The sequence below is a fragment of the Bradyrhizobium sp. USDA 4451 genome (assembly GCF_054822585.1).
Map to the genome: position 1 here is coordinate 7,852,654 of NZ_JBTRCH010000001.1, position 20,395 is coordinate 7,873,048.

At 59.5% G+C, this 20,395-nt stretch carries 15 protein-coding genes and 1 pseudogene; 4 read left to right on the top strand and 12 right to left on the bottom strand.

The window, feature by feature from the left end; genetic code table 11:
- The first annotated feature begins 609 nt into the window (after positions 1-609).
- The 3 genes from ACVMB0_RS36805 (at position 610) to ACVMB0_RS36815 (ending at position 3,744) form a co-directional block, all read left to right on the top strand.
- Positions 610-1,239: an FMN-binding negative transcriptional regulator gene (locus tag ACVMB0_RS36805; protein WP_461349775.1), complete on the top strand. Its 630-nt coding sequence runs from the start codon at positions 610-612 to the stop codon at positions 1,237-1,239.
- A gap of 668 nt (positions 1,240-1,907) precedes the next feature.
- Positions 1,908-2,588 (top strand): HAD family hydrolase, encoded by a 681-nt coding sequence (locus tag ACVMB0_RS36810; RefSeq protein ID WP_461349345.1) that lies wholly within the window; start codon positions 1,908-1,910, stop codon positions 2,586-2,588.
- A gap of 247 nt (positions 2,589-2,835) precedes the next feature.
- Positions 2,836-3,744, top strand: coding sequence for a TauD/TfdA dioxygenase family protein (locus tag ACVMB0_RS36815; RefSeq protein WP_461349346.1), 909 nt, complete (start codon positions 2,836-2,838; stop codon positions 3,742-3,744).
- Positions 3,745-3,938: 194 nt separating this feature from the next.
- Here the strand turns inward: ACVMB0_RS36815 and ACVMB0_RS36820 are convergent, their stop codons facing one another.
- The 6 genes and pseudogenes from ACVMB0_RS36820 to ACVMB0_RS36845 form a co-directional block, all read right to left on the bottom strand.
- A complete protein-coding gene (locus tag ACVMB0_RS36820) occupies positions 3,939-4,175 on the bottom strand; it encodes a DUF2274 domain-containing protein (protein ID WP_229195521.1) in 237 nt (78 codons plus the stop codon).
- 4 nt (positions 4,176-4,179) lie between these two features.
- Positions 4,180-4,617, bottom strand: a pseudogene (locus ACVMB0_RS36825) (TraB/TrbI/VirB10 family type IV secretion system protein); the annotation flags it as partial.
- Between the two features lie 520 nt (positions 4,618-5,137).
- The gene (locus ACVMB0_RS36830) at positions 5,138-5,488 is read right to left on the bottom strand and encodes a hypothetical protein (protein WP_461349347.1); all 351 of its coding nucleotides are present in this window, start codon (positions 5,486-5,488) and stop codon (positions 5,138-5,140) included.
- Positions 5,489-5,572: 84 nt separating this feature from the next.
- Positions 5,573-6,496, bottom strand: coding sequence for a DUF2493 domain-containing protein (locus ACVMB0_RS36835; protein WP_461349348.1), 924 nt, complete (start codon positions 6,494-6,496; stop codon positions 5,573-5,575).
- A gap of 375 nt (positions 6,497-6,871) precedes the next feature.
- Positions 6,872-7,933, bottom strand: coding sequence for a DUF7146 domain-containing protein (locus tag ACVMB0_RS36840; protein ID WP_461349349.1), 1,062 nt, complete (start codon positions 7,931-7,933; stop codon positions 6,872-6,874).
- Between the two features lie 596 nt (positions 7,934-8,529).
- Positions 8,530-9,723, bottom strand: a complete 1,194-nt coding sequence (locus ACVMB0_RS36845) for a DUF932 domain-containing protein (protein ID WP_461349350.1) — start codon at positions 9,721-9,723, stop codon at positions 8,530-8,532.
- 1,881 nt (positions 9,724-11,604) lie between these two features.
- On the opposite strand from ACVMB0_RS36845, the gene ACVMB0_RS36850 reads away from it, so the two are divergent.
- Positions 11,605-11,901: a hypothetical protein gene (locus ACVMB0_RS36850; RefSeq protein ID WP_461349351.1), complete on the top strand. Its 297-nt coding sequence runs from the start codon at positions 11,605-11,607 to the stop codon at positions 11,899-11,901.
- Positions 11,902-12,126: 225 nt separating this feature from the next.
- On the opposite strand, the gene ACVMB0_RS36855 is transcribed toward ACVMB0_RS36850, so the two are convergent.
- The 6 genes from ACVMB0_RS36855 to ACVMB0_RS36880 form a co-directional block, all read right to left on the bottom strand.
- Positions 12,127-13,461, bottom strand: a complete 1,335-nt coding sequence (locus ACVMB0_RS36855; protein WP_461349352.1) for a glutamine synthetase family protein — start codon at positions 13,459-13,461, stop codon at positions 12,127-12,129.
- Positions 13,458-14,747 (bottom strand): ATP-grasp domain-containing protein, encoded by a 1,290-nt coding sequence (locus tag ACVMB0_RS36860; RefSeq protein ID WP_461349353.1) that lies wholly within the window; start codon positions 14,745-14,747, stop codon positions 13,458-13,460. The genes ACVMB0_RS36855 and ACVMB0_RS36860 overlap by 4 nt, the downstream gene beginning before the upstream one ends.
- Positions 14,744-15,613, bottom strand: coding sequence for an EamA family transporter (locus tag ACVMB0_RS36865; RefSeq protein ID WP_461349354.1), 870 nt, complete (start codon positions 15,611-15,613; stop codon positions 14,744-14,746). The genes ACVMB0_RS36860 and ACVMB0_RS36865 overlap by 4 nt, the downstream gene beginning before the upstream one ends.
- Positions 15,614-15,762: 149 nt before the next feature.
- A complete protein-coding gene (locus ACVMB0_RS36870; RefSeq protein ID WP_461349355.1) occupies positions 15,763-16,593 on the bottom strand; it encodes a gamma-glutamyl-gamma-aminobutyrate hydrolase family protein in 831 nt (276 codons plus the stop codon).
- Positions 16,590-17,648: a dhydrorhizobitoxine desaturase gene (gene rtxC, locus ACVMB0_RS36875; protein WP_461349356.1), complete on the bottom strand. Its 1,059-nt coding sequence runs from the start codon at positions 17,646-17,648 to the stop codon at positions 16,590-16,592. Before rtxC ends, ACVMB0_RS36870 begins: the two co-directional genes overlap by 4 nt.
- 31 nt (positions 17,649-17,679) lie before the next feature.
- Positions 17,680-20,091, bottom strand: a complete 2,412-nt coding sequence (locus ACVMB0_RS36880; RefSeq protein ID WP_461349357.1) for a 2-aminoethylphosphonate--pyruvate transaminase — start codon at positions 20,089-20,091, stop codon at positions 17,680-17,682.
- Positions 20,092-20,395 lie beyond the last annotated feature (304 nt).

A 20,395-nucleotide genomic window follows, 5' to 3' on the forward strand; every position in this document is an offset into this window, starting at 1 on the left:
GCGGCCAGTTTGGCCTTCGCTTCGGATTCATATCGCCGTAACGAAGCGTCCTGCGGATTTTTCGGTGAGCCTGCCGCCCCATAAACCATCCCCGTTCTGGAAGATGGTGATGTTGTGTTCATCGGTATTGACGAAGCTGGCGGTCGTCGGACCCTTCCTGTTGCCAAGCGACGAGATCCTCCAGCGGCGGTCGAGCCAACGGCTCTTGCGTCCAGCGGCCCCTCTCAGTGCGCGCTCGCGTCGCGCCGGCTCGCAATCATACCCGTGAGGCACCGCCGTATTCTCTGCCCTCAGCAATCCGCTGTCGTAGATTCCAAGTTAAGAATATGGCTCGGGCAACGGGCAGCAGTTCAAGGAAAGCCAGACGTTCAGAGCGACGAATAAAACCGAGCTACCGGTGCACCCGGACTTGCCGCCTGGTCCATTACAATTGCCTTGCTCAGCTTCTTCACGGCCCCAGAAGTGGCGTGAAGGGTGCGATCATCAGCCGGCCGGGCCACGAGCAAGGCGACTCGATCCAACGTGGAACCTCTACGGGCCGACTGAAACTGGCAGCTTTCTAGCATGCTGACCTGGGTTTATCTCGACGACCTCCAACGGAGAACCTTCATGTACATACCACCCCACTTTCGAGATGACGACCTGGAGAACATTCGAGCGACAATGCGGTGCGCGCGATTGGCCAACCTGATCACGGCCACGTCAGACGGGCCCCTTGCGACGCCTCTTCCGCTCTTTCTCGATGAGAGCGACGGCGAACACGGCGCGCTGTACGGCCACCTAGCGAAGGGCAATCCGCAATGGCGCACGCCCCCGATCGGAGAAGCTCTCGCGATCTTTGCTGGCGCAGAGGCTTATGTGACGCCATCCTGGTATCCCAGCAAACGACAATCTGAACGTGAGGTGCCGACATGGAATTACATCGCGGTCCACGCCCATGGGCCGACCGAGTTCTTCGAGGATCCCGATCGCCTGCTTGAAATCGTGACGCGTCTGACGAATATCCATGAGACGTCACGAGCGACGCCTTGGGCCGTCAGCGATGCTCCCGCGGATTTCATCGCCGCCCAGTTGCGTGGGATCGTCGGCGTGCGCATCCCCATCACCAGGGTCGAAGGCAAGCGCAAGATGAGTCAAAACCGTCCCGCTCTTGACCGCCTTGGTGTCGCCACCGGCTTGGCGGCGAGCAAACTGCCACGGGATCAGGAAGTTGCAGCTCTTATCCTGATTCAGGGCTGAGGCGACAATGTGCATGACTGGCGCCAACAGGGCCGGTCGACAGAAAGCGAGCCTACATCTGCAGCTCTCAAGGGCCCCAGCGGCATTAGTCTTGCCGTGACGCCGGTCGAGGCATTAAGGATTGGCTGCAGCGGCGGCCTCTCAGTCGAAAGTTGTTCAACACCCCGGAGCTTCGACTTAGCATTCCGAGAGTCTGAGAACCCAATTTGCCTCACCAGAGTGAACCGATCTCGGAGAGATTAACCTCGCCCATCGATTAACTCGCAAAATTCACTTACGGAACGGTCAGCTCGAACTTACCGCACCATGTAGACTCTTGTCCGTATTCTGACAGAGACGCAATGTCGTGTCAGGTCCAGTGCAGCGCGCATAGTAAGCGTTGAGACCTTCCAAAGCCCCTCCGGCCTTATTGCATGCCAACGCTGGCTGGCATGGCCATTGCTTCAACTAAATCAATCCAGAAATAGAGCTACAGAAGCAGCAATGCTCACGCTCTCCACCCGCCCTCTCGCCTCGGAAGAAGGGGCCGCCTGTTCAGCTCCCTGGCGCGCGTTGCACCCGTGACGACTCGGTTCGAACCGCGACGATCGCCCCAGACATGTAGACGAGTAAATATCTAAGTCTCGAACACATTCTATCGCACGATCACATTTGCCTTAGGTTCATGCATGAAATCCGCAATTATTTTCGACTGGAATGGCACGCTGCTCGATGATGTCAACGCAGTTCTGCAAACCATCAATGCAATTTTGAGCCGCTTCGGTCGCGCAGCTGTGGATATGCACAAGCTTCGAGAGAAGTTCGAACTTCCTCCTTCGGTTCTTTTCCGCAACCTAGACATGTCGAAAGATGAAATCGAAGTCGTGCAGAGCAACGACAACGCCATTTTTCACGACACTTACGAGTTCCTGGCACGCAACGCGGCTTTACGTAAAGGGGCTCGAAATGTTTTGCTCGCCGCTGACCAGCGAGCCATTCAAACCGTCATTGTCAGCAACCACATTGTTGGACCAATTCGCACACAATTGCGAAGACTTGGGATCAAAACTCACGTCACCGACATTTTGGCATTTGAGAGCCGCGCAACTCAGTTTAGAAGCATGAACAAGCAAGAACGGCTGCGCTTGTATATGCAGGCCAATGATCTATCCCCAGAAAGAACTGTCATCGTGGGCGATATGCCAGTTGAGACCGAGATTGCCCGCAATCTTGGCCTTATCAACGTATCAATCGTGGGAGGATATGTTTCCGAAGGGCGCTTACGCGCGGCAGGGCCCGACTACATGATTTATGATCATCATCAATTATTACCAATCTTACGGAAGCATTGCCTTTTTGAGGGCAGTTGAGTGATTGCAATAACATAACCGAATGTCTTCCGTCGGCTGCCGCTCTCTTTGCACCATATTCGGTGGGTGAGGTCGACGATCGAGCTTCTTTGTCGCTCGGTCGAATCATCGGTTGGTCCGAGAACTCGAGCCAATTAGCGCAATTCGTTGCCATCGGGGGCTACATGTTCTTCTTTCGCCTGGCACGTTGCTTGCTGAAGATCATCCGCCCCGAGAAGCAGAAACTTCAAGGGCTTGGAAAAACAACATGAGCACAACGGCTTTGATCGGTGACGTCATTCCGGGCGCCGATGTTCTGAAACGTGCAGCGCGCATCGGTGCCGAAGTCAAAAATATCGAGCTATCGGGCGATCTACCGGACCGCACGATCGCTGCGATCAACAGCTTGCTGCTCGAGCACAAGGTGATCTTCTTCCGCAACCAACGACATCTCAATGACGTTGAACAGGAGCGCTTTGCTGCTCGCCTTGGAAAGCTAACGCCTCATCCGATGCTCGGCGCCGCCAGGGGGACGGCCTCGCTCCTCGAACTGGACTCCACTCGCGGCGGCGGTCGTGCCGATGTTTGGCATGCGGATGGAACCTTCGCCGATGCCTATCCCAAGATTTTAGTCCTGCGGGCCGTAGTAATGCCAGCTTACGGAGGCGACACCGTGTGGTCGAACACAGCTTCCGCGTATCTCTATCTGCCGCCGCCGCTACAACGGCTTGCCGAGGAGCTATGGGCCGTTCACAGCAACGTTTTCGATTACGCCGGGATCGCGCGTGTCCGCGAGGTGGACAAGAAACACTTCGACGAGGTATTCACCAGAACGGTTTTTGAGACCGAGCATCCCGTCGTGCGCGTCCACCCCGAAACAGGCGAGCGGACGCTAGTGCTCGGTGCTTTGGTGAAGCACTTTGTTGGGATCTCCAAATACGACGGACAAAAGCTCTTCGATCTGTTCCAGTCTCACATCACCGCGCCCGAAAACACTGTGCGCTGGAACTGGTTAGAGGGCGATATCGCGATATGGGATAACCGCGCAACGCAGCATTACGCCGTCAACGATTACGGGGACGGGCATCGCGTCGTACGTCGGGCGACAATCGAGGGCGACGTGCCTATCAGCGTCGATGGCCGGAGTAGCGTACCGCGCCTGAAGGCGACCGAATAAATGCCCATCGACGCCAGGCGCTCTTGCGTCTGAAGACAGAGAAAGCCCGGTAACCGGCGTTATTTCGGGGCAGACGCAGGAACACGCTTTCCGACACGATATCTTAGCTCACGGGCCAAACCCGGCAGCGTCTCGGTTGATGCATCGTACTGTTAGCTTTGACCGGCAGCTTCGAGAAGCCTTGAGCATCACTGTCATTCGCCGGCTACCGGTACGCGGCCGCCACGTTTCAATTTAGAAAATCCTCGATCCGTGGCCATAAAGCGCGCCAACATGGGAGCGATGAGCTTAGTCGGTTCGACCACTTGACCACCTTGAAGCGTAAGGGCTTCTGCATATGCGATGAGATCGCGATGCACGGCCGCCGGCAGTTCCGCACTCACTTTGACCGGCTTGTCATCTGGAAGCTCTCCTATTTTGAGCTTTGGCATGTTGTCACCCTCTATACGGCGTAAGTATGAGGTCACGATTGACAAGAACACGAACCGGGAAACCAGGTCGTACGGTCAAAGTGGGCTGGATGTTGAGACTGCGTCGAACCACCTGCTGTCCGGTTTGGTTTAGGGAGTCGGAGGCACCGTGTCGTAATGCCTGGATGATGGCGCTGTCGTTGCTGTTGGTGTCCGAGCCGGCCCCCAGTTCAGTCCCGACCGCCAGAAACGTCGATAGTGCCGCAGCCTTGAACAGCTCGCCCCAGTGATTATCGACCTGATCTTCGAGGCCTGCATATCCGGCAGCGTCAGCGCCAGGTTGTCGCTCGAGAACGATGGAACGTCCATTCGGCATGATCAGCCGGGTCCAGACGAGTAGGACGCGTGACTGGCCGAAAGTGACCTGGCTGTCGTAGACCCCGATCAGACGCGCGCCCTGCGGAAAGTACCGATGTTAGCCATGTCACTTCTCCTGTTGTGTTTCGAGCCCGCGACCACCGCGGCCTCGATGGCGATCTAAAGGCCGAGGACGATCGGCGACGCACCCCTTGCGGGCCGGAGCGCAGCGGAGGACGCCGTTGTGGCGACTATCTTGCCTCGCGAGGAATGGGCGAAGCCCAGGGGAAGAAAGTCGCATCAACGGCGTTGCGGCTCAGACGATCGAGGCGAAGCCGGTCTTCGGCCAGATCAAGCCATCCAAGAGGCCACGTGCGTCCGCGGGACGGATCGCAAGCTCGGGAGAAGAGACTTGGCAAATCTCGGTTGGGCTGCACAAGAAGCTGGAACGGCTCGGCGAACAAAGAGAAACAACCTGCCGCAAAGGGGTGTCGTCATGAGAGAACGATCGAGAACGACTCAACGTGCCAAGCGACGAGGTGGACCGGGCAGAGATCGGCGCAGCCTGGTCGAAGCGTTCCGAAGAGGGCCGCGATACCTCTCACTCGAGTCACTTACCCCCCGGCTCAATATGGCGATCCTGCGCAACCTGTTTGATGAGGAAGCTGACGAGGGATCATCCTTTGCGCATGGCGGCCACGAGAATCGTTGAGACTGTTGCTCCACCAGTTCAGCCGGCTCCAACAGGCGGGTCTTCGCAAGCAGGGACAGTCACCTGCGTCCATGTCGCGCGCCAACGCAAAGCGCGTCAGCGGCCCGATCTGCGCAAGCGTGAGCACCGGGTGCGACGAAAGGGCCAGGCCGCCACTGACCGCCCGGCAGAACAAGCCAATGCATGATGTGGTAACAACAAGACCAGGCGCGAGCACGGTGGCGGCTTCATCCGGATGGATGACGATCGCGTCTTCCACCACCATCACAAGTCGCAACTTCGGATAGAAGGCTGGACGCGCCGGAGTGCCAGGCGTCCAGCTCCGCGCGATGGTTCGAAAAGACGGCGCTCACGCGCCGCCGAATTTCCAGACGGGGATGCCGAAACGCCTCGCCTTATCGGCGAGGTTATCCTGGATTCCCGTACCCGGAAAATGCATGACGCCGATCGGCAAGAACTCGAGCATGGCGTCATTGCGCTTGAACGGTGCCGCCTTGGCGTGCTTCGTCCAGTCGGGCTTGAACGCGATCTGGGGCACGTTGCGGGTCGTCGCCCATTTGGAAGCGATCAGTTCGGCCCCCTTGGGTGAGCCGCCATGGAGCAGGACCATGTCGGGATGCTTGGCGTGAACCTTGTCGAGGCGATCCCAGATGAGGTGGTGGTCGCTGAAGTCGAGCCCGCCGGTGAGTGCGATCTTCGGTCCTGCCGGCAACATGACCTCGGTCTGGGAACGGCGCTTGGCGGCGATGAAGTCCCGCGAGTCGATCATGGCTGCCGTGAGCGTGCGGTGGCTCACCAGCGAGCCCGACCGAGGACGCCAGGACGAGCCGGTGTGAACCTCAAATTGCTCCATCGCCTGGTCGCGGAAGAGTTCCAGGCAATTTCGGCGCTCGATCAAGGTGAGGCCCTCCGCCGTGAGGCGCTCGAGCTCGACCGATCGCACCTCTGACCCATTCTGCTCCCGCTGGCTCTTGTGCTGCGCTTGTTCATTGTCGTCGAGCTGGCGTTCGATGCGATCGACGGCCCGATGGAACAGATTGACGGTTGACCAGAGGAGTTCGCTGAGATCCGGTTCGAGCCGTGTATCGCTTAGCGCGGCAACCAGGATGTCGAACATATCGACGATGGTAGCGGCGATCATCTGGCTCTCGGGGAAAGGTCTTGGATCTGGCTGATCGTCGAAGGGGCGATAGCCGAAGAGCTGCAATTCGCTGAGGACGTGCTCGGTCGGAGACGGGGCGTGCGTCGGTTCGATGTCGTCGTGGTCGGTCATCGCAAGAGATCCTTTGGCGGAGCGGCCGCGCCCATCGCGGCCTTCGTGGCGATCACTCAGACGGCGGGCGGAACGGGTCAGAACCCGGAGCGGCTTGTCCGATCAGGCCCGCAGGGCGTGGGCGGTAGCGCAGGGCCGAAGCGGCAGCGGAGGATGGCGAAGACCGGCTATTTTGCTTCGCGATGCAAAGCGCGCTCGCCAAATCGCAATCATGTCTTCTCATTGCCTGCGCGCGGCGGAAAATAGCCGGACGCAGCCATTGCCGGCCCGGACCGCTTGCCGTCCGATCGCCCACTAGAAGGCCGAAGGTCCCGTCCGCACCGCCAATTGGCCTCGGCTATGACCGATCTTTCGCCATCGGTCGAACAACCGCGACTACCCGGCGTCGATCATGGAGGAGCGCAGGAAGCGGGCGGCATCGTCAGGAACGAGTTGAAACCGCAACGCTGCCCGGAGAGCCTCAAGGCCGAAGATATGCAGATCTTCATTGAAGTCGCCGAGCCGAGGTAACAGCGAGATCGCTTCGACGCCGGCGTCCTCCGCGCGCCGGGTAAGGATGGCCCGTACGGCGTCTCCGGCGGCATCGGCGTCACGGGCGATATAGAGCCGACGCAAGCCAGGCGGCAGCAACATGGCTGAGAGATGATTGGCCGAAAGCGCAGCAGCCATCGGCAAAGTCGGCAGGACGCAGCGCAGCGACAGCATGGTCTCGATGCCCTCACCGGCAGCAAGCACATCATCCACCGGGCCGAAACGAACAGCGTTACCGAGCAGATCGCCCATGGCCCGCCGTGGAGTGTCGATGGGAGCCTTGCCGAGCCGGATGCGATCAAAGCCGTTCGGATCGAGCCAGGTGCGATGCACGCCGCAGATCTGCCCATCAAGATTGGTGACGCCGGCTATCATCGCTGGCCAGGTTTCCATCGGCAAATGCTCGTCCGGTCGATAATAGCAACGCGGATGGAAGCGCAAGCTGCCGCCATGGTGGATACTGACCATTCCGCGACGCCGCAAATAAGCTTCGACGACGGTACCGTCGATGGGGCTGGACATTGCAAACAGGCGACGGGCGGCTTGCTGCGATCCGGCTCGCGCTGCTGGACTGACGGCATTCGGGGCGGGTTGCTGCTCGCAATGAGGTAGCGTTAGAAAGCGTCTTGCCTCCTCGGCCACCTCGCGAAAATCGCGCAAAGCCATGCTTTCGCGGATGATGTCGAGCAGGTCCCCATGTTCTCCGGTGGCGGCATCGGTCCACTTTCCGGCAGGTCCCTTCGTCGATTCCTGCAGCCGCACGAACAAAGAGCGTCCTGGCGTGTTGCGGACATCGCCGACCACCCAGTATCGCCCCACCCGCTTGCCATTGGACAGATAGCGTCGGCATACGCCCTCGGCCTCGCATGCGAGGCGGCGTACCAATTCTGAGACATCAAAGACCATCACGCGCCCTCCCGCTCAACGAAACGGCTCAAGACGAATTTGCTTAAGAGGATGTCGCGCGACGGCGACAGCTTGATCTTCCAGACGGCGCTTGCCATGTCAGCTTCTCCGAACCGGGCGGCCGGGAGCCTCTCTCTCGGCCTCCAACCCGTTCGCGGACAAGCCTGTCCAGCTCTCGCTCTGGCTTTCGGCGGCAAATGGCGTTCGTTGGCGGCAGCCGCGCTATCGGAACAAACCAGGTCGCGCCGTTCACATCCCGGATCAGATGAAGCTCGAAATGGCCGCCGGCGGTGGCAGAGGCGGTTATGTTGACTGTCCCCGAGGCAATACGTTTGACTGGACGCGAAGCCGAACGCACGCACGACGGCGGTTCGTGGCGGCAATTGTATGAGTCAGCCGATCGTGTTGACGCGAGGAGCCAGATATTCCGCAGTCGTCGTCGCAGTCCCATGCGCGGGTCTCGATCGCGCAAGAATCCGAAGCCAAGACCTGTCAGCCCGCGATGGACACGACAGCGAGAGAGCAGCGCCCATCACTCGTGAATGGAAAGGGTAGACGTACCAGGCCGGAGACCAGGATCTCCGGCCTGGCTGCCATTAGGCCGCCCGGTCGAGCAACTTCTTGGCCTTGGTCTCCATGTCGAGGCGGACATCTTGATGCGGCTTGTCGCGCGCGACGGCGGTGATGCCCTGCACGAAGTCGAAGATGCTTTCAGGCGGGCGCCCCTCCTCCGCCAGCACTGCGTCTATCACCTTGCCTGTCTCCGCCTTGGAGAAGCCGCGGCGGCGCAAGAACTCGTTGCGATCCTCGTCACTGCGGGCCACGATCCGCTCGCGAGCGGCCTTGATGCCGTTGACGAAAGGCATTGGTGAAGAGTTGGCGAAGTTCGACAACGCCGGCGCTGCTTCGTGAGCAAAGCGTGAGGCTGCGTATTTGGAATGGCGGATGGTGATCTCCTCGAAATCTTCCACGCCCCATAGATTGCGATTCTGGCAAACCGCACGAAGATAGAAGCTCGCCATGCCGAGCGTCTTCGCGCCGACTTCCGAGTTCCAACAATAGAAGCCTCGGAAATAGAGGTCGGGCGAGCCGTCGCGAAGACGACCAGCTTCGATCGGATTCAAGTCATCGACCAGAAAGAGGAAAACGTCCCTGTCTGATGCGTAGAGGGTCGTCGTGGCCTTCGAAATGTCGACACAGGGATTGTAGATGCCGCTGGACCAGTCGAGTACACCGGGCACCTTCCACCGTGTATCGCCTGTGCCATTGCCGGCGATGCGCTGTACGGCCTCGACCAGCTCGTGGTCGTAGATCCGGCCATAGTCGGGGCCGGTGACAGCGCGAAGCTCAACACGGCTGTCCTCGGTCTCGAGCGTTTTGATCTGCTCGACGCGATTGGCGTTCAAGCCATATTGCAGGTTGATGGCTGCGAGTGACGCAGGGAGCTGCCGCAGGTAAGCGGCCGGCGCGCCAACCTGGCTCGCAAGCTGACCGAAGCTCCAATGCGTCGGCGCAACCGGCGTGTCGGAGCCAGGCAACATCAAGGTCAGCCGCTCAGGGGCGGCACGGCTTGCGTCGACATGGATGAGCGCGCTTTCGACCACGCGCGTCCGGCTGCGGTTCGCGCGATCGTGCACCGTGCGGGCTAGCTCATCGAGCGACAGGTAACGCTCATCCGCCGGGCGGGAGAACCACTCCGAGGACACCCGACCGACGCGCTCGCCGCGGCTCACATCCACTCTGTATCCGCCGCTCGCAACGCGGCCGGCATCAACAATCTGCGTATTCATGGCAGCAATCTCCATGACGAGCGCCGGAAGACTCTCCTCCGGCCTTCAACCCGTCATGGCCAAGGCCACTCCACTCTGCCTCTCCCTTTTCATCGGCCGCTGAGGCCCAAGAGATTCCGCGTCGCCGCAGCTCCCGTCAGGGATGGAAGCCCGAAGGGTGAAAACCCGGCGCAAGCCGGGGTTTCAGCGTGAGCCGACAGCCCGCTCCCGCAGGGAGACGGCGATGAACCCAGCACCTACGGTCCATGGATGCTCACGGCGTGACGATGCCAGATTGCGGAGGCGGAACATACCGATTGCGGAAAACGCGAATGTCCCGTGACCCTCCCGGCCCCCGCACGACTGTATAGGCCACACTATTGATCTCGATCGTCGTCTGTCGCTGGCTCGAACTCGGCAGTAAGCCGCGCTGATGTAACTGAAGAATCAGGGAAGCAGGGGCCGGTTGATCGCGATGGACCCAGTTCGGGCCGACAACAGGGCCGAAGTCTAGATGCCCGGAGTCATTCATCGGCCCTGTTACTGCGTGATCCAGTCGCCGCTGATGGCGCGAAGGCTCGGCGGAAGACGAAGGTCCGGCCGCTTCTTGATTCTGAAAGCCGCCGCGGAACGGACCCACGACTGACGGCCCGGCTTGTTGGCCGCGCTGCATCGCGAATACGTGGGCGACTTCGCGTACCGTTGAGTCGTCGCTGCGTACTCTGTCTCGGGGCGGCACCGGGCCGCGTCACCTCGAGGAGGGCGCGCTGGCGACGCAGGTTCTCCTCTGAAGCAGTGAAACCCGCGCTGTCGCTGGTATCATCTCGGCTCTCGATAAAGTTATCGAAAGTGTCGACGGTGTCGTGGCGACGCCCTAGAGTCTGCGCTTCGTGATGACGCACGGCATCGACTGAACCTGACGAGGCGGCTTGTTGACCCGGAGTGGTCGGTCCACGGGCGCTATCATGCCGCACAAAGCGAGAATCGTCGGGCAACGCAGGCGGCAACCGCTCCGCCGAAGCTCCCTGCCTATTGGCGTCCAACCGCGCAAGGCACCACCGCCGATATTCGTTAATATCCGCCTCGGAGGCAATGCCGCCCGAGCTATCTAAAATGCCGTTGCGGTCGACGATCCCCGTAAGGCCGTCGGTGGGGCCGCCCTCCGACGGATTTCGTACAAAGCGAGGACCGTCGCGCAACACAGACTCACGATAGGGACGATTCAAGCGAGACTCCGGGCGACGCTCCCCTATCCCGGCCAGCACCGCGCGAAACTCCTGCGACATACTGCCCAGGGAATTGTCGCACGCGTTGGATGACCCGACTCTTCTCAGCGCGGCTGGTTGCTGGCGAAAATCCGTTGGACCAGCTGATGGAAAGGCTTCCGTCCTCGGATGCTGGACTTCCTCATCTTCGATGATTGTTGGCATTGCGCGCGCAGACGAAGCTCGCTCAATAGAATCCATACCTAGTCTCCCGTTGAGAACCGCCAAAGCCGGCCTTCGGATTGCGGTAGACTGCCGAGCTTAGCTTACAGGATGCTGACAAGCTCGACGACAAACGCGGTGGCTGCCTTGAGACGACTCCAGACGTGAGAACTTCAAAGCCGCCAGTCGCGTGCGTCTATCTCCGCGGCCGGGGACGTCGGCGACTTCAGCAGCGCAGATCGTAGACTCGTCCACTCAGTCGTGAGCAGGGTTTCGACGATCCGGATGTTCTATCGCTACAGGTAGGACAACAACTTCGCGAATTTACCCCAAATCTCCTAAACGATGACCACACAAGAGAGATTAGATGAAGCCGCGCTGCTCATACACTTAACGCGATGCAAGCGGTGCAGGCGAACGGCGCGGCGTTGAGCCGAAATCGTTCGTCGCAAGCAAATCGATCCAGGAGACACGAATGAAATTGGTGAAGACCTCTGTACTCGCATGCGGCCTTGCAACTTTCCTTGCGTACCCAGTCATTGCGCAGAGCCTTGCTGCGGACGCCAAGGCTCGCAAAGGCGTGCAAGGAACAAGCATACAGAGCGGGATAAGCGATGACGAGGACTCCCCGCCCAAGCTCAGGACCACGGGTGCAAAGGCGGGCAGGAAGTCGACCAAGGGCGCAAAGAATGCCGCGGACGGCAACGCATCCGACGATGAGGCAGTTGACGATACTGCGACCAGCACGCCGATAAGCGGCAAGCGGCACTGACGCGAAGCCCTGTTGGGGCCAACCTCCGGTCGTGCCCTGCGGCCGGAGGTTCATCTAGTCTAAGGCGCAGCAATACGGATAGCTAGTTGTGATGGTCGCCAGCTTCCGAGAGGACGGCGAGGGAAAGGAAGGGTCCAGGCGTGCACTTGCGCGGCTGTCCCGGACGGGCGCCATGGCCCTGATCAACCGCAGCGCAACGACCGCCATACCCAAGAACACGAACAGCTAGATGATCTCGAAGTACCGCCGACGTTCAAAGTCAGTCACCCGATGTTGAACGGCCTCCCACTCCCAGCGCCGGGAGCAGGAAAAGGCCTCGACAAACCTTTCTCCGAACACATCATTGGCCGCCGGCGACTCTGCAAACCGATATGTTGCCTCCGACAGGCTTTGAGGCAGCCTTCCGGAGCGCGGACACATTTCCATGCTTGCATCACCGACGATCGAAGCCGGCAAGTCCGCATCTGTCTCGACGCCCAGCACGCCCGAGCCGATGGCGCATGAGAGAGCGAGATATGGGTTCATGTCTGCACCAGCCAGCCTGTACTCAAGGCGATGTGCAGACGGCTCTCCCGGAATGGCCCGCACCGCGCAGGAGCGGTTGTCAATTCCCCAGCTTGGGCAGACCGGCGCCCAGTAGCCGGGGACCAATCTCTTGTAGCTATTGAAGTTCGGCGCGGCGAGCACGCAGAACTCATTCATGTAGTTCAGCTGTCCGCCGAGAAATTGCCTCATGATCTTTGAGAGGTTGCGAAACGCGTTACTGTCGTAGAACACATTCTGACCGTCAGAGGACATCGAGATGTGAATATGGCCCGACTGGCCAGGCCACTCCTCACAAACCTTGGCCATGAATGTTGCCATCATGCCTTTCGTCTGCGCCCAGGCCTTTATCATTGCCTTAAAGATGATCGCTCGATCCGCAGCTTCCAGGGCATCACAATGATGAAGTGATGCTTCAATCACGCCCGGCCCTGTCTCGAAGTGCAAGCCGCTGAGAGGTATTCTGGCCTTCTCACAAAGCGCCAAGATCTCGCCGAACAGCTCCTGGTGCGCGACAGAGCGCGCAATCGAGTAACCAAAAGGACCTCGCGTGAACGGAGCCCATTGGCCGAACGGCTTGTCCTCAATTGTATCGGCGTTCTCATTGAACAGCATGAACTCGAACTCGAACCCGGCCGTGCAGCCGTATCCGTGATCAGCTGCCCTTTTCAGGACTTTGCGCAGGATACCTCGCGGGCAGATGTCCTCATGTGCGCCCATAAACTCCGCAAGGTAGAGATCCTGATCGCCGAGATAGGACACCAAACGGCCGGTGCCAGACAGAACACGCAGATCGGCATCTCCAAATGCTGAGAGCGGCTTATTGGTAAATCCTGCGGGAATGACCCGGTCCGCACAATCCCACGCCAACACCGCTTCAGAAAACTTGACGACTCTATCCCCGTCCGAGAGATCTTCACCCAGGACGTGCTTACCTCGAAGGATGCCGTCAAAGTCACTTACGCCAATCATCGCCGCACGAGCTGAGTTCGCGCGGGCCCCACGGATGTCGGTCATTCGCCGCCTTCCTGCGCCATCAGATCGAACACCTGGTTCATCCGCAGCGCACGCAATTGGCGATAGTCATCCTCAAGCTGTACCAAATCGTTGTTGACGAGGTACACAATGCCTGGTGTGGACACTAGGTCGATGGTCGGGACCAGCTTTTGGCCTATGGGAACGAATGCGATGGCATCAGCGAAGCTCGCGAGGTTACGGATTGCAGCCAATCCGGAGTATCCGGCAACGACACCGCTCATATCGGAAATCAAAGAGACGCATAGCGCATGAGCCTGTCGTTTGTAGGCCCCACGCAACCTCATACACTCACCAAATTCCTTGGGTTTTGCGTACCGCCAGGCCGTTAGCGACATATGATTGTCACCCAACGCCATGGTCCGGGCTTTTGCTGACATGGATCCTTGCAGCCTCGCTCCGAAGTCGACCAACACTGGTCCGCGATCATCGACGATGATCTCTGCATGCGAGGGTCCGTTGACGATCCGAAGCGCCTGCAACGCACGCATAAGATAATCGGACAGCTCCAGAACGATTGGCTCCCTGGCTCCCAGCAACCACTCGCGTGAGCAGACCGATGACGCGCCCTCGACGGGAACGGTCTCATAGGTCCAGGCCTCGGTGACGAACGCTTCTCCATCGATCGAGACGGCATTCACGGTATATTGCTGACCCTTTATTCTCTCCTGTGCAAGCGCCAGCTCATTGAACGCTCCGACCCGGTTCGTTTTTCCGACGATGGCAGCCAGAGCGCGCTCGACATCCGCATCAGCCGAGCAAAAGAACACGTCCTCCGTGCCTGTGCTGTTCAGCGGCTTGATCACGATCTCATCGAAGTTCTCTTGACGTTTCCAGCGAGCGATCTCAACGGCGTTGTCTGACACGACCTGCCTGATCGATCGCACGCCTGCTGCGGCCAACGCTTCGGACATCCGCGATTTGTCACGCCGGGCGGCTGACAGAGCCGTGCCATTCGAAGGCAACCCCAGCCGTTCTGAGATGGAATCGGCGAGCTCAACTCCGGTCTCGGACCCCGCAATAACGAACTCGAGCTCCCTGCCGCGGAGCGCCTGAAGATGAAATTCAACGATCTCGTCGTGGGCCATGCATTCGCGGGGACGAATGACTTCATCATACAGGTCCGCGTCGAAATGCGACTGGAAGATGGCTGGGATCTCTGCAGCCGACATCACGTGCACCGTTCCAATTCCGTACCGCCTGAACTCTTCAGGTAGAAATCTGCCAGTCGAATATGCGTCGACGATTACACATTTGCGTTCGTTCATGCGGTCCTCCGATATTGCGAGTAGACGTTGCCGACAGCGACAATCGTGATGAGAACATTTCCAATGAACGTGTGGAGCGAAGGCACGATACGAGAATCGAAGTACTGGAACAGGAACGTGATGACAGGGGCGGTGGACAGCACCATGTTGACGGTAAAGGGCTCGACGCGGCGGATGCCCTCCTGGATCAAGAGCAGCGGAACAATGATCGTGGAAAGCCCAATCGCCGCGATCGCACGCCAATGTTGCGAGATCTCGAGCATCATGGAGGAATAGTCGACCAGTCCCAGCAACAGCAGAATCGTTCCGTAGAACCGATGCGCCAATACCTGTCGGCCGGAAAACCCGCAATCGAACAGTAGTTTGACCAGTATATTTGTAAGCGCCAGCGATAGGCCGGCCACGATTGCGAGGACGATGCCGAAGGACGATTGCGGTCCCCACTGCACGCCCGCATTGCCGCTGACCGAGATCCAGATCATGTAGCCGCCAATCATCGCAATCGTGGCGCTCACGACGATGTCGGATGTTGGAGGGATACCCTTCCGCCTGATCAGCGCATTCAACCACACCGTCGCGGCGGGTCCTAGCGCCACCATGAACGCGACGACGATGGCAGGTTCGGCGTATTTCAGGCCGACAAACAATCCGATCCAGCTGATCGCGGTCACGAGATTGAGCGACACAAAAGCCACGAGCGCGGGCTTCGTCACTCTTGCCTTGCCCGTCCCGTGACCAGCCAGCAGATTGAACGACAGACATACCGCGGCAAAGGACACCAACAGAGCGACGAACAGGTCTGCCTGCTGAAAATACGATGCCGCATACACCTCGCCCGCCGCGCTCAGAACGACGTAAAGCGCCACAAAGAGAACTCCCAGAGCGAAGCGGCTTGTCGATCGCCCGCCGTTCGTTTGAGGCTGTCGCGGCGCAGCGCGCCCCCCGAACCATGCCGGCGCGTCGGTTCCGGTGAACTCCCCTTTCGATCTGGGCGGACCGCGCTTGGTTTGAAATGTCACTGTCCACCTCTCGTGCGTCTTTGTTCGGCGTACGCATGACACGCCTCTCCGAACGCCGTAAATAGTCGCTTGCTCAGCAGATCGGTTGAGGCGTGCCATTCAGGGTGCCATTGCACCGCGATCTGCAGCGTCGGCGCGCCCACGACCGAGACCGCTTCGACCAGACCGTCAGGCGCCCACGCCTCCCGTCTTAGCGCACTGGCCAGCACCTCTATGCCTTGATTGTGAAGGGAGTTGACCTGTGCTTCGACGGTGCGCGCGATCGGAAAGAGCGCACCGTCCGGACATACCCTGATACTATGCGCGACATCGTACTGGCGATCTCTCGGGCGGTCTGTCTTCTCGGCGTGCATCTGGCCACTTCCCAGACTCCACTCGCTAAGAGATGAGCGAAGTGTGCCGCCGAAATAGACGTTGAGCTCCTGCAGACCGCGGCAAATGCCCAGGATCGGCATTCCCTGGGCAATGGCGTTCCTGATCGCTACCCCGGATAGCCTGTCCCGGGGACGATCACGGATTCCATTCTCGATGTCCTCCTGATCAGCCCTCGGACGGGACGTAGGCGCCCTCAGAACGGCAGGATCGACGTTGGATTCGTCTCCTGTCAACATGAGCCCGTCGAGAGCCCGCATGATCGCGGGTCCGGTCTCAACCGACGCATCTTCAGCGTCGATCGTTGGCAATATGACGCACGCCACTCCCGCATGATCAAGCAGGGCCTTGACGTACTTGCGCCGCAACCAATCGCGATGCACGCCATCGACCAACAGACGGTTCGAGGTGATGCCGACCACGGCGCGGGCTTTGTCTGGCCGTTGCAACGTCACGCGGGTTGTCCGCTCGTGTTGGCACCGCGCATAGACTGCTCATACAGACGGCGGTTTCGCTCCTTCAGCTGAGTGATGACGCTCGGCTGACCTTGCGGCCCCTTGACAAAGAGCCCTCCCCAGCTTGCGGCAACCTTTGCGTAAGCCGGATCCTGCATCCTGATTTTCTGGGCTTTGTGCAACAGCCAGAACGGGATGCCGGGCGAGAGGTGATGCTCGAGGTGATATTCATCCAGGTTTTGCCCCAGGATGGCCCGCTCCAGGAAATTTCCTTTGCGATTCCTGGTCAGATAGACGTTCTGCGTCTCGGTCTCGCACATCGGTGAGTGCTCGGCGAGTTCGACAAACCAGCCAAGCACCTGGAACGTGGTGAGATAGGGCACGATCCAGAACAGGATCACGATGTGGAGCAGCCCCAGGGCATATGATCCGCCCAGGATGCAGATCCAGAAGAGATAGAAGCCATATTTGTCGATAAGTATGCCTGAGCGGCTCTCGTCCTCGGCGTCTCTGATCGAAAACCGGTTGGTCCAGAGATACTTCAGGTACGCCACCGTCGCACCGCCAAATATCGGCTTCCAGATCAGGTTGAACGCGTACCGCTCAGGCGGCTGCACGTCGTAGACACCATTGGCCAGGAAGAACTTCAGATCAGGGTCCTTGTCCGGGTCGCCGAGATAGGGATGATGCAAATAGACGTGTGAGATCCGGTAGGCCCAGTGGCGCTGGAACAAAGGATAGGCAGCGAACAGAATCCCGAGAACGTAGTTCCAGGTGGTGTTCTTCGCGAGCGTGCGATGGGCCGCATCATGGGCGATCGTCGTCAATCCGCGCTGGTAGGCGCCGATCAGAAGGACCGCGAGCGGATACAACCACCATGAGACCGACACGGTCGCGAGCGTGCACGCCGCGATCACGACGTAGTCTTTCGCGATATACGCAGCACCCGTTATGTTATCGGGCCTCAGCTCGGAGAGCTGCCTGTTGATCTCGCGGCTGAATGGAACGGCCTCATAGCGTGACGACCTCAGTTTCCAAGCTTCTGGCTGATTCATGAGAATCCCTTCCTGATCACCTTCTAGGTTGTCAGATTGCGGAGAGCGCCTTGTGCAGATCGCGGACAATGTCGTCGACGTCCTCGATGCCGACGCAAAGCCGGATCGAACCGCCAAATATGCCCGCGGCCTCGCGCTTCTCCCGTGGAACGGTTGTGTGTGTCGTGGAGACGGGATGCGTCACCAGGGTGCGGGCGTCCCCCACATTCGAAACGTGATACATCAAGTCGACGTTCTGGATGAACTTGCGTCCGGCCAGCTCGTCCTCCACCTCGAACATGACCATTGCGCCGTGCCCATATGCCGGGTTGAGCGTCTGGTCGACGGTTTCCCGATCGGCGCCTTCGAAAAGCCCCGGATAGAAGACACGGCGCACCTTTGGATGCTTCTTGAGAGCGTCTGCGACGACCCTGGCGTTGGCGCAGTGCTGCTTCATGCGAAGCGGCAGCGTCTCAAGCCCCTGGATCAGTTGGAAGCTCGCAAACGGAGCGATCGCAGCCCCCGTATCGCGCAGCCAAGTCATGCGAGCCTTCAGCAGAAACTCGCTTTTTCCAAGATCGTCGACATCCTGGAGTGCGCTGCGCCAGATAATCCCGCCATGCGCCTCGTCAGGACCGTTGAACAACGGAAAGCGGGAGGCTCCCCGGTAGCTGAACTTCCCATTGTCGACAATCAGCCCGCCCAACGTGGTGCCATGGCCGCATATGTATTTCGTCGCGGAGTATGTCGTGATCGCAGCACCGAGATCTGACGGCCGGCATACCAGTGGCGTCGTGGTATTATCCACCACCAGGGGAACGCCGTACTTCCGACCGATCTCCGCCAGCTGCTTGACCGGGAGCGGAATCAGACAGGGGTTCGAAATCACCTCTCCGAACAGGCATATCGTGCGATCATCGATGGCACGCTCGAATGTCTCAGGCCTTCGAGGGTCCGCCGTCCTGACGCTGATACCAAGACGCTTCAGCGTGTTATGGAGCAGGTTCCAGGTATTGCCATACAGATAGGGCGAGGCGACGACATTATCCCCGACCTGCCCGCTTGCCAGGTTGACGATGGCAAGGAAGGTTGCCGCTTGCCCTGATGCGACGGCGAGCGAGTCCCTTCCCGTATCGACCGCCGCATACCTTCTTTCCAGCGCGCGGGTCGTCGGATTGATGATCCTTGTATAGGTGAACCCATCAGCCTTTACGTTGTAGACGTCCGCAATGTGGTTCAGATCGCCATCGAGTTCATACGCCGTGTTCTGATATATCGGCACGGCCACAGCTTTCGTCACCGGGTCGCGGCGGTAACCCGCGTGCAGAACGGCAGTCTCGGGGGACCATGGCACCTGCGCGCCCGCTGCCACACGAGGCGGCACCTTGGCGAGCGCCTGGGATGTCTCCTGGGCGGATATTGGTCGCGCTGCCGCACCCTGACCAGGGCGGAAGTATGTCCGGAAGGCGCAACCCAACTGCTGGATCCAACTGGATTGAATTTCCCCCATGCAACCGACCCGAAAACTCCGCGTCGCACCGTGCAGCTTGGAGTAGATGTAAAGGTTGTGGCTCGCCAGGTGGCGATACAGCCCATCGAATGCTGCCTGATCCGCCATCCCCGACGGCGCAACGAACGCAACGCAGACCGGTGACTGCACGTTCGGGGCTAGCAGCGGGGAGACCACTCCCTCGAGCTCCTTGATGAGATCGTCCCTGACCTTCTCATACCTGCGGCGGCGGGCAGGAATGCCCTCTTCCTCCAGGATTTCCAGTGCCCTGGTCGTTGCCTGAACGATATGGGTGGGAGGTGTCGAACGCCATTCACCTGTGCGCTCCAGCGAGAGCCATTGATCTCTCACGTCGAGCACAAATGACCTCGGCTCTTGAACCGCTTTCTCCAACAGTTCGCGAGCGGCGATCACAAACGCTACTCCCGGAGGCCCCTCTATGCACTTGTTGCTCGACGTGACCAGGACGTCAGCCCCCCCCTTGCTCAGGTCAATATCGATGCCGCCAAAAGAACTCATCCCGTCGACGATCGTCTTAACGCCCCGCCGCCTCGCCTCCTCCACGATCGCATCCAGCGGATTGACGATGCCGGTCGTGGTCTCGCAATGCACGAAACACAGGTGCGTAACGCCGGGATTTCGGCTCAGATGCTCGCCGATTTCCTGAGGGTCCAAAGGGTCGGTCGCGCGCTTGGCAAGCGTCACCGCTTCGACACCCCATAGCCGCAGCATCTTGTATATGCGCTCGCCATAGATGCCATTTACGCAAACGAGCGGCTTGTGGGCTGAAGACACGAATGTAGATAGAGCGGCTTCCATCGCAAAAGAGCCGCCGCCCTGAATCGGGACCACCGAATAGTCATCGGCATTTGCCAGCAAATTGAGCATCAGCCGCCTCATGCGGGCGGTTACTTCCTTGAACTCGCAATCGCGCGATGCAAGGTCGAGCTGCATTTGGCTCCTGACGTCCAGCGATAACGACAATGGACCAGGCGTCAGCAAAGAGCGCTGTCTTGTCACACTATTCCCCCTCAGTTGTATTCATCGATGGACCTGGAGCAAAACCGCCCCAGCAAAGAGACGACGAGCGCCGTTCAACAGCTTGGAGCCCTGCGCGATAGTGCCTCGAGTGATGTCATTCAGATCTCTGACCGCTCCTCGAACCCATCCGGCACGGCGGCCCACTCTGAGCCCGCCATACGCATCGCGACGATTTGAGCGCGCGTGCCGGCTTGTCGCCGCGCATCGGCAGTCCAAC

Bases quoted from the DNA above. Each gene is read 5' to 3' on its own strand.
- ACVMB0_RS36805 (WP_461349775.1), top strand. From the start codon at position 610: ATGTACATACCACCCCACTTTCGAGATGACGACCTGGAGAACATTCGA.
- ACVMB0_RS36810 (WP_461349345.1), top strand. From the start codon at position 1,908: ATGAAATCCGCAATTATTTTCGACTGGAATGGCACGCTGCTCGATGAT.
- ACVMB0_RS36815 (WP_461349346.1), top strand. From the start codon at position 2,836: ATGAGCACAACGGCTTTGATCGGTGACGTCATTCCGGGCGCCGATGTT.
- ACVMB0_RS36820 (WP_229195521.1), bottom strand. From the start codon at position 4,175: ATGCCAAAGCTCAAAATAGGAGAGCTTCCAGATGACAAGCCGGTCAAA.
- ACVMB0_RS36830 (WP_461349347.1), bottom strand. From the start codon at position 5,488: ATGGTGGTGGAAGACGCGATCGTCATCCATCCGGATGAAGCCGCCACC.
- ACVMB0_RS36835 (WP_461349348.1), bottom strand. From the start codon at position 6,496: ATGACCGACCACGACGACATCGAACCGACGCACGCCCCGTCTCCGACC.
- ACVMB0_RS36840 (WP_461349349.1), bottom strand. From the start codon at position 7,933: ATGGTCTTTGATGTCTCAGAATTGGTACGCCGCCTCGCATGCGAGGCC.
- ACVMB0_RS36845 (WP_461349350.1), bottom strand. From the start codon at position 9,723: ATGAATACGCAGATTGTTGATGCCGGCCGCGTTGCGAGCGGCGGATAC.
- ACVMB0_RS36850 (WP_461349351.1), top strand. From the start codon at position 11,605: ATGAAATTGGTGAAGACCTCTGTACTCGCATGCGGCCTTGCAACTTTC.
- ACVMB0_RS36855 (WP_461349352.1), bottom strand. From the start codon at position 13,461: ATGACCGACATCCGTGGGGCCCGCGCGAACTCAGCTCGTGCGGCGATG.
- ACVMB0_RS36860 (WP_461349353.1), bottom strand. From the start codon at position 14,747: ATGAACGAACGCAAATGTGTAATCGTCGACGCATATTCGACTGGCAGA.
- rtxC (WP_461349356.1), bottom strand. From the start codon at position 17,648: ATGAATCAGCCAGAAGCTTGGAAACTGAGGTCGTCACGCTATGAGGCC.
- ACVMB0_RS36880 (WP_461349357.1), bottom strand. From the start codon at position 20,091: ATGCAGCTCGACCTTGCATCGCGCGATTGCGAGTTCAAGGAAGTAACC.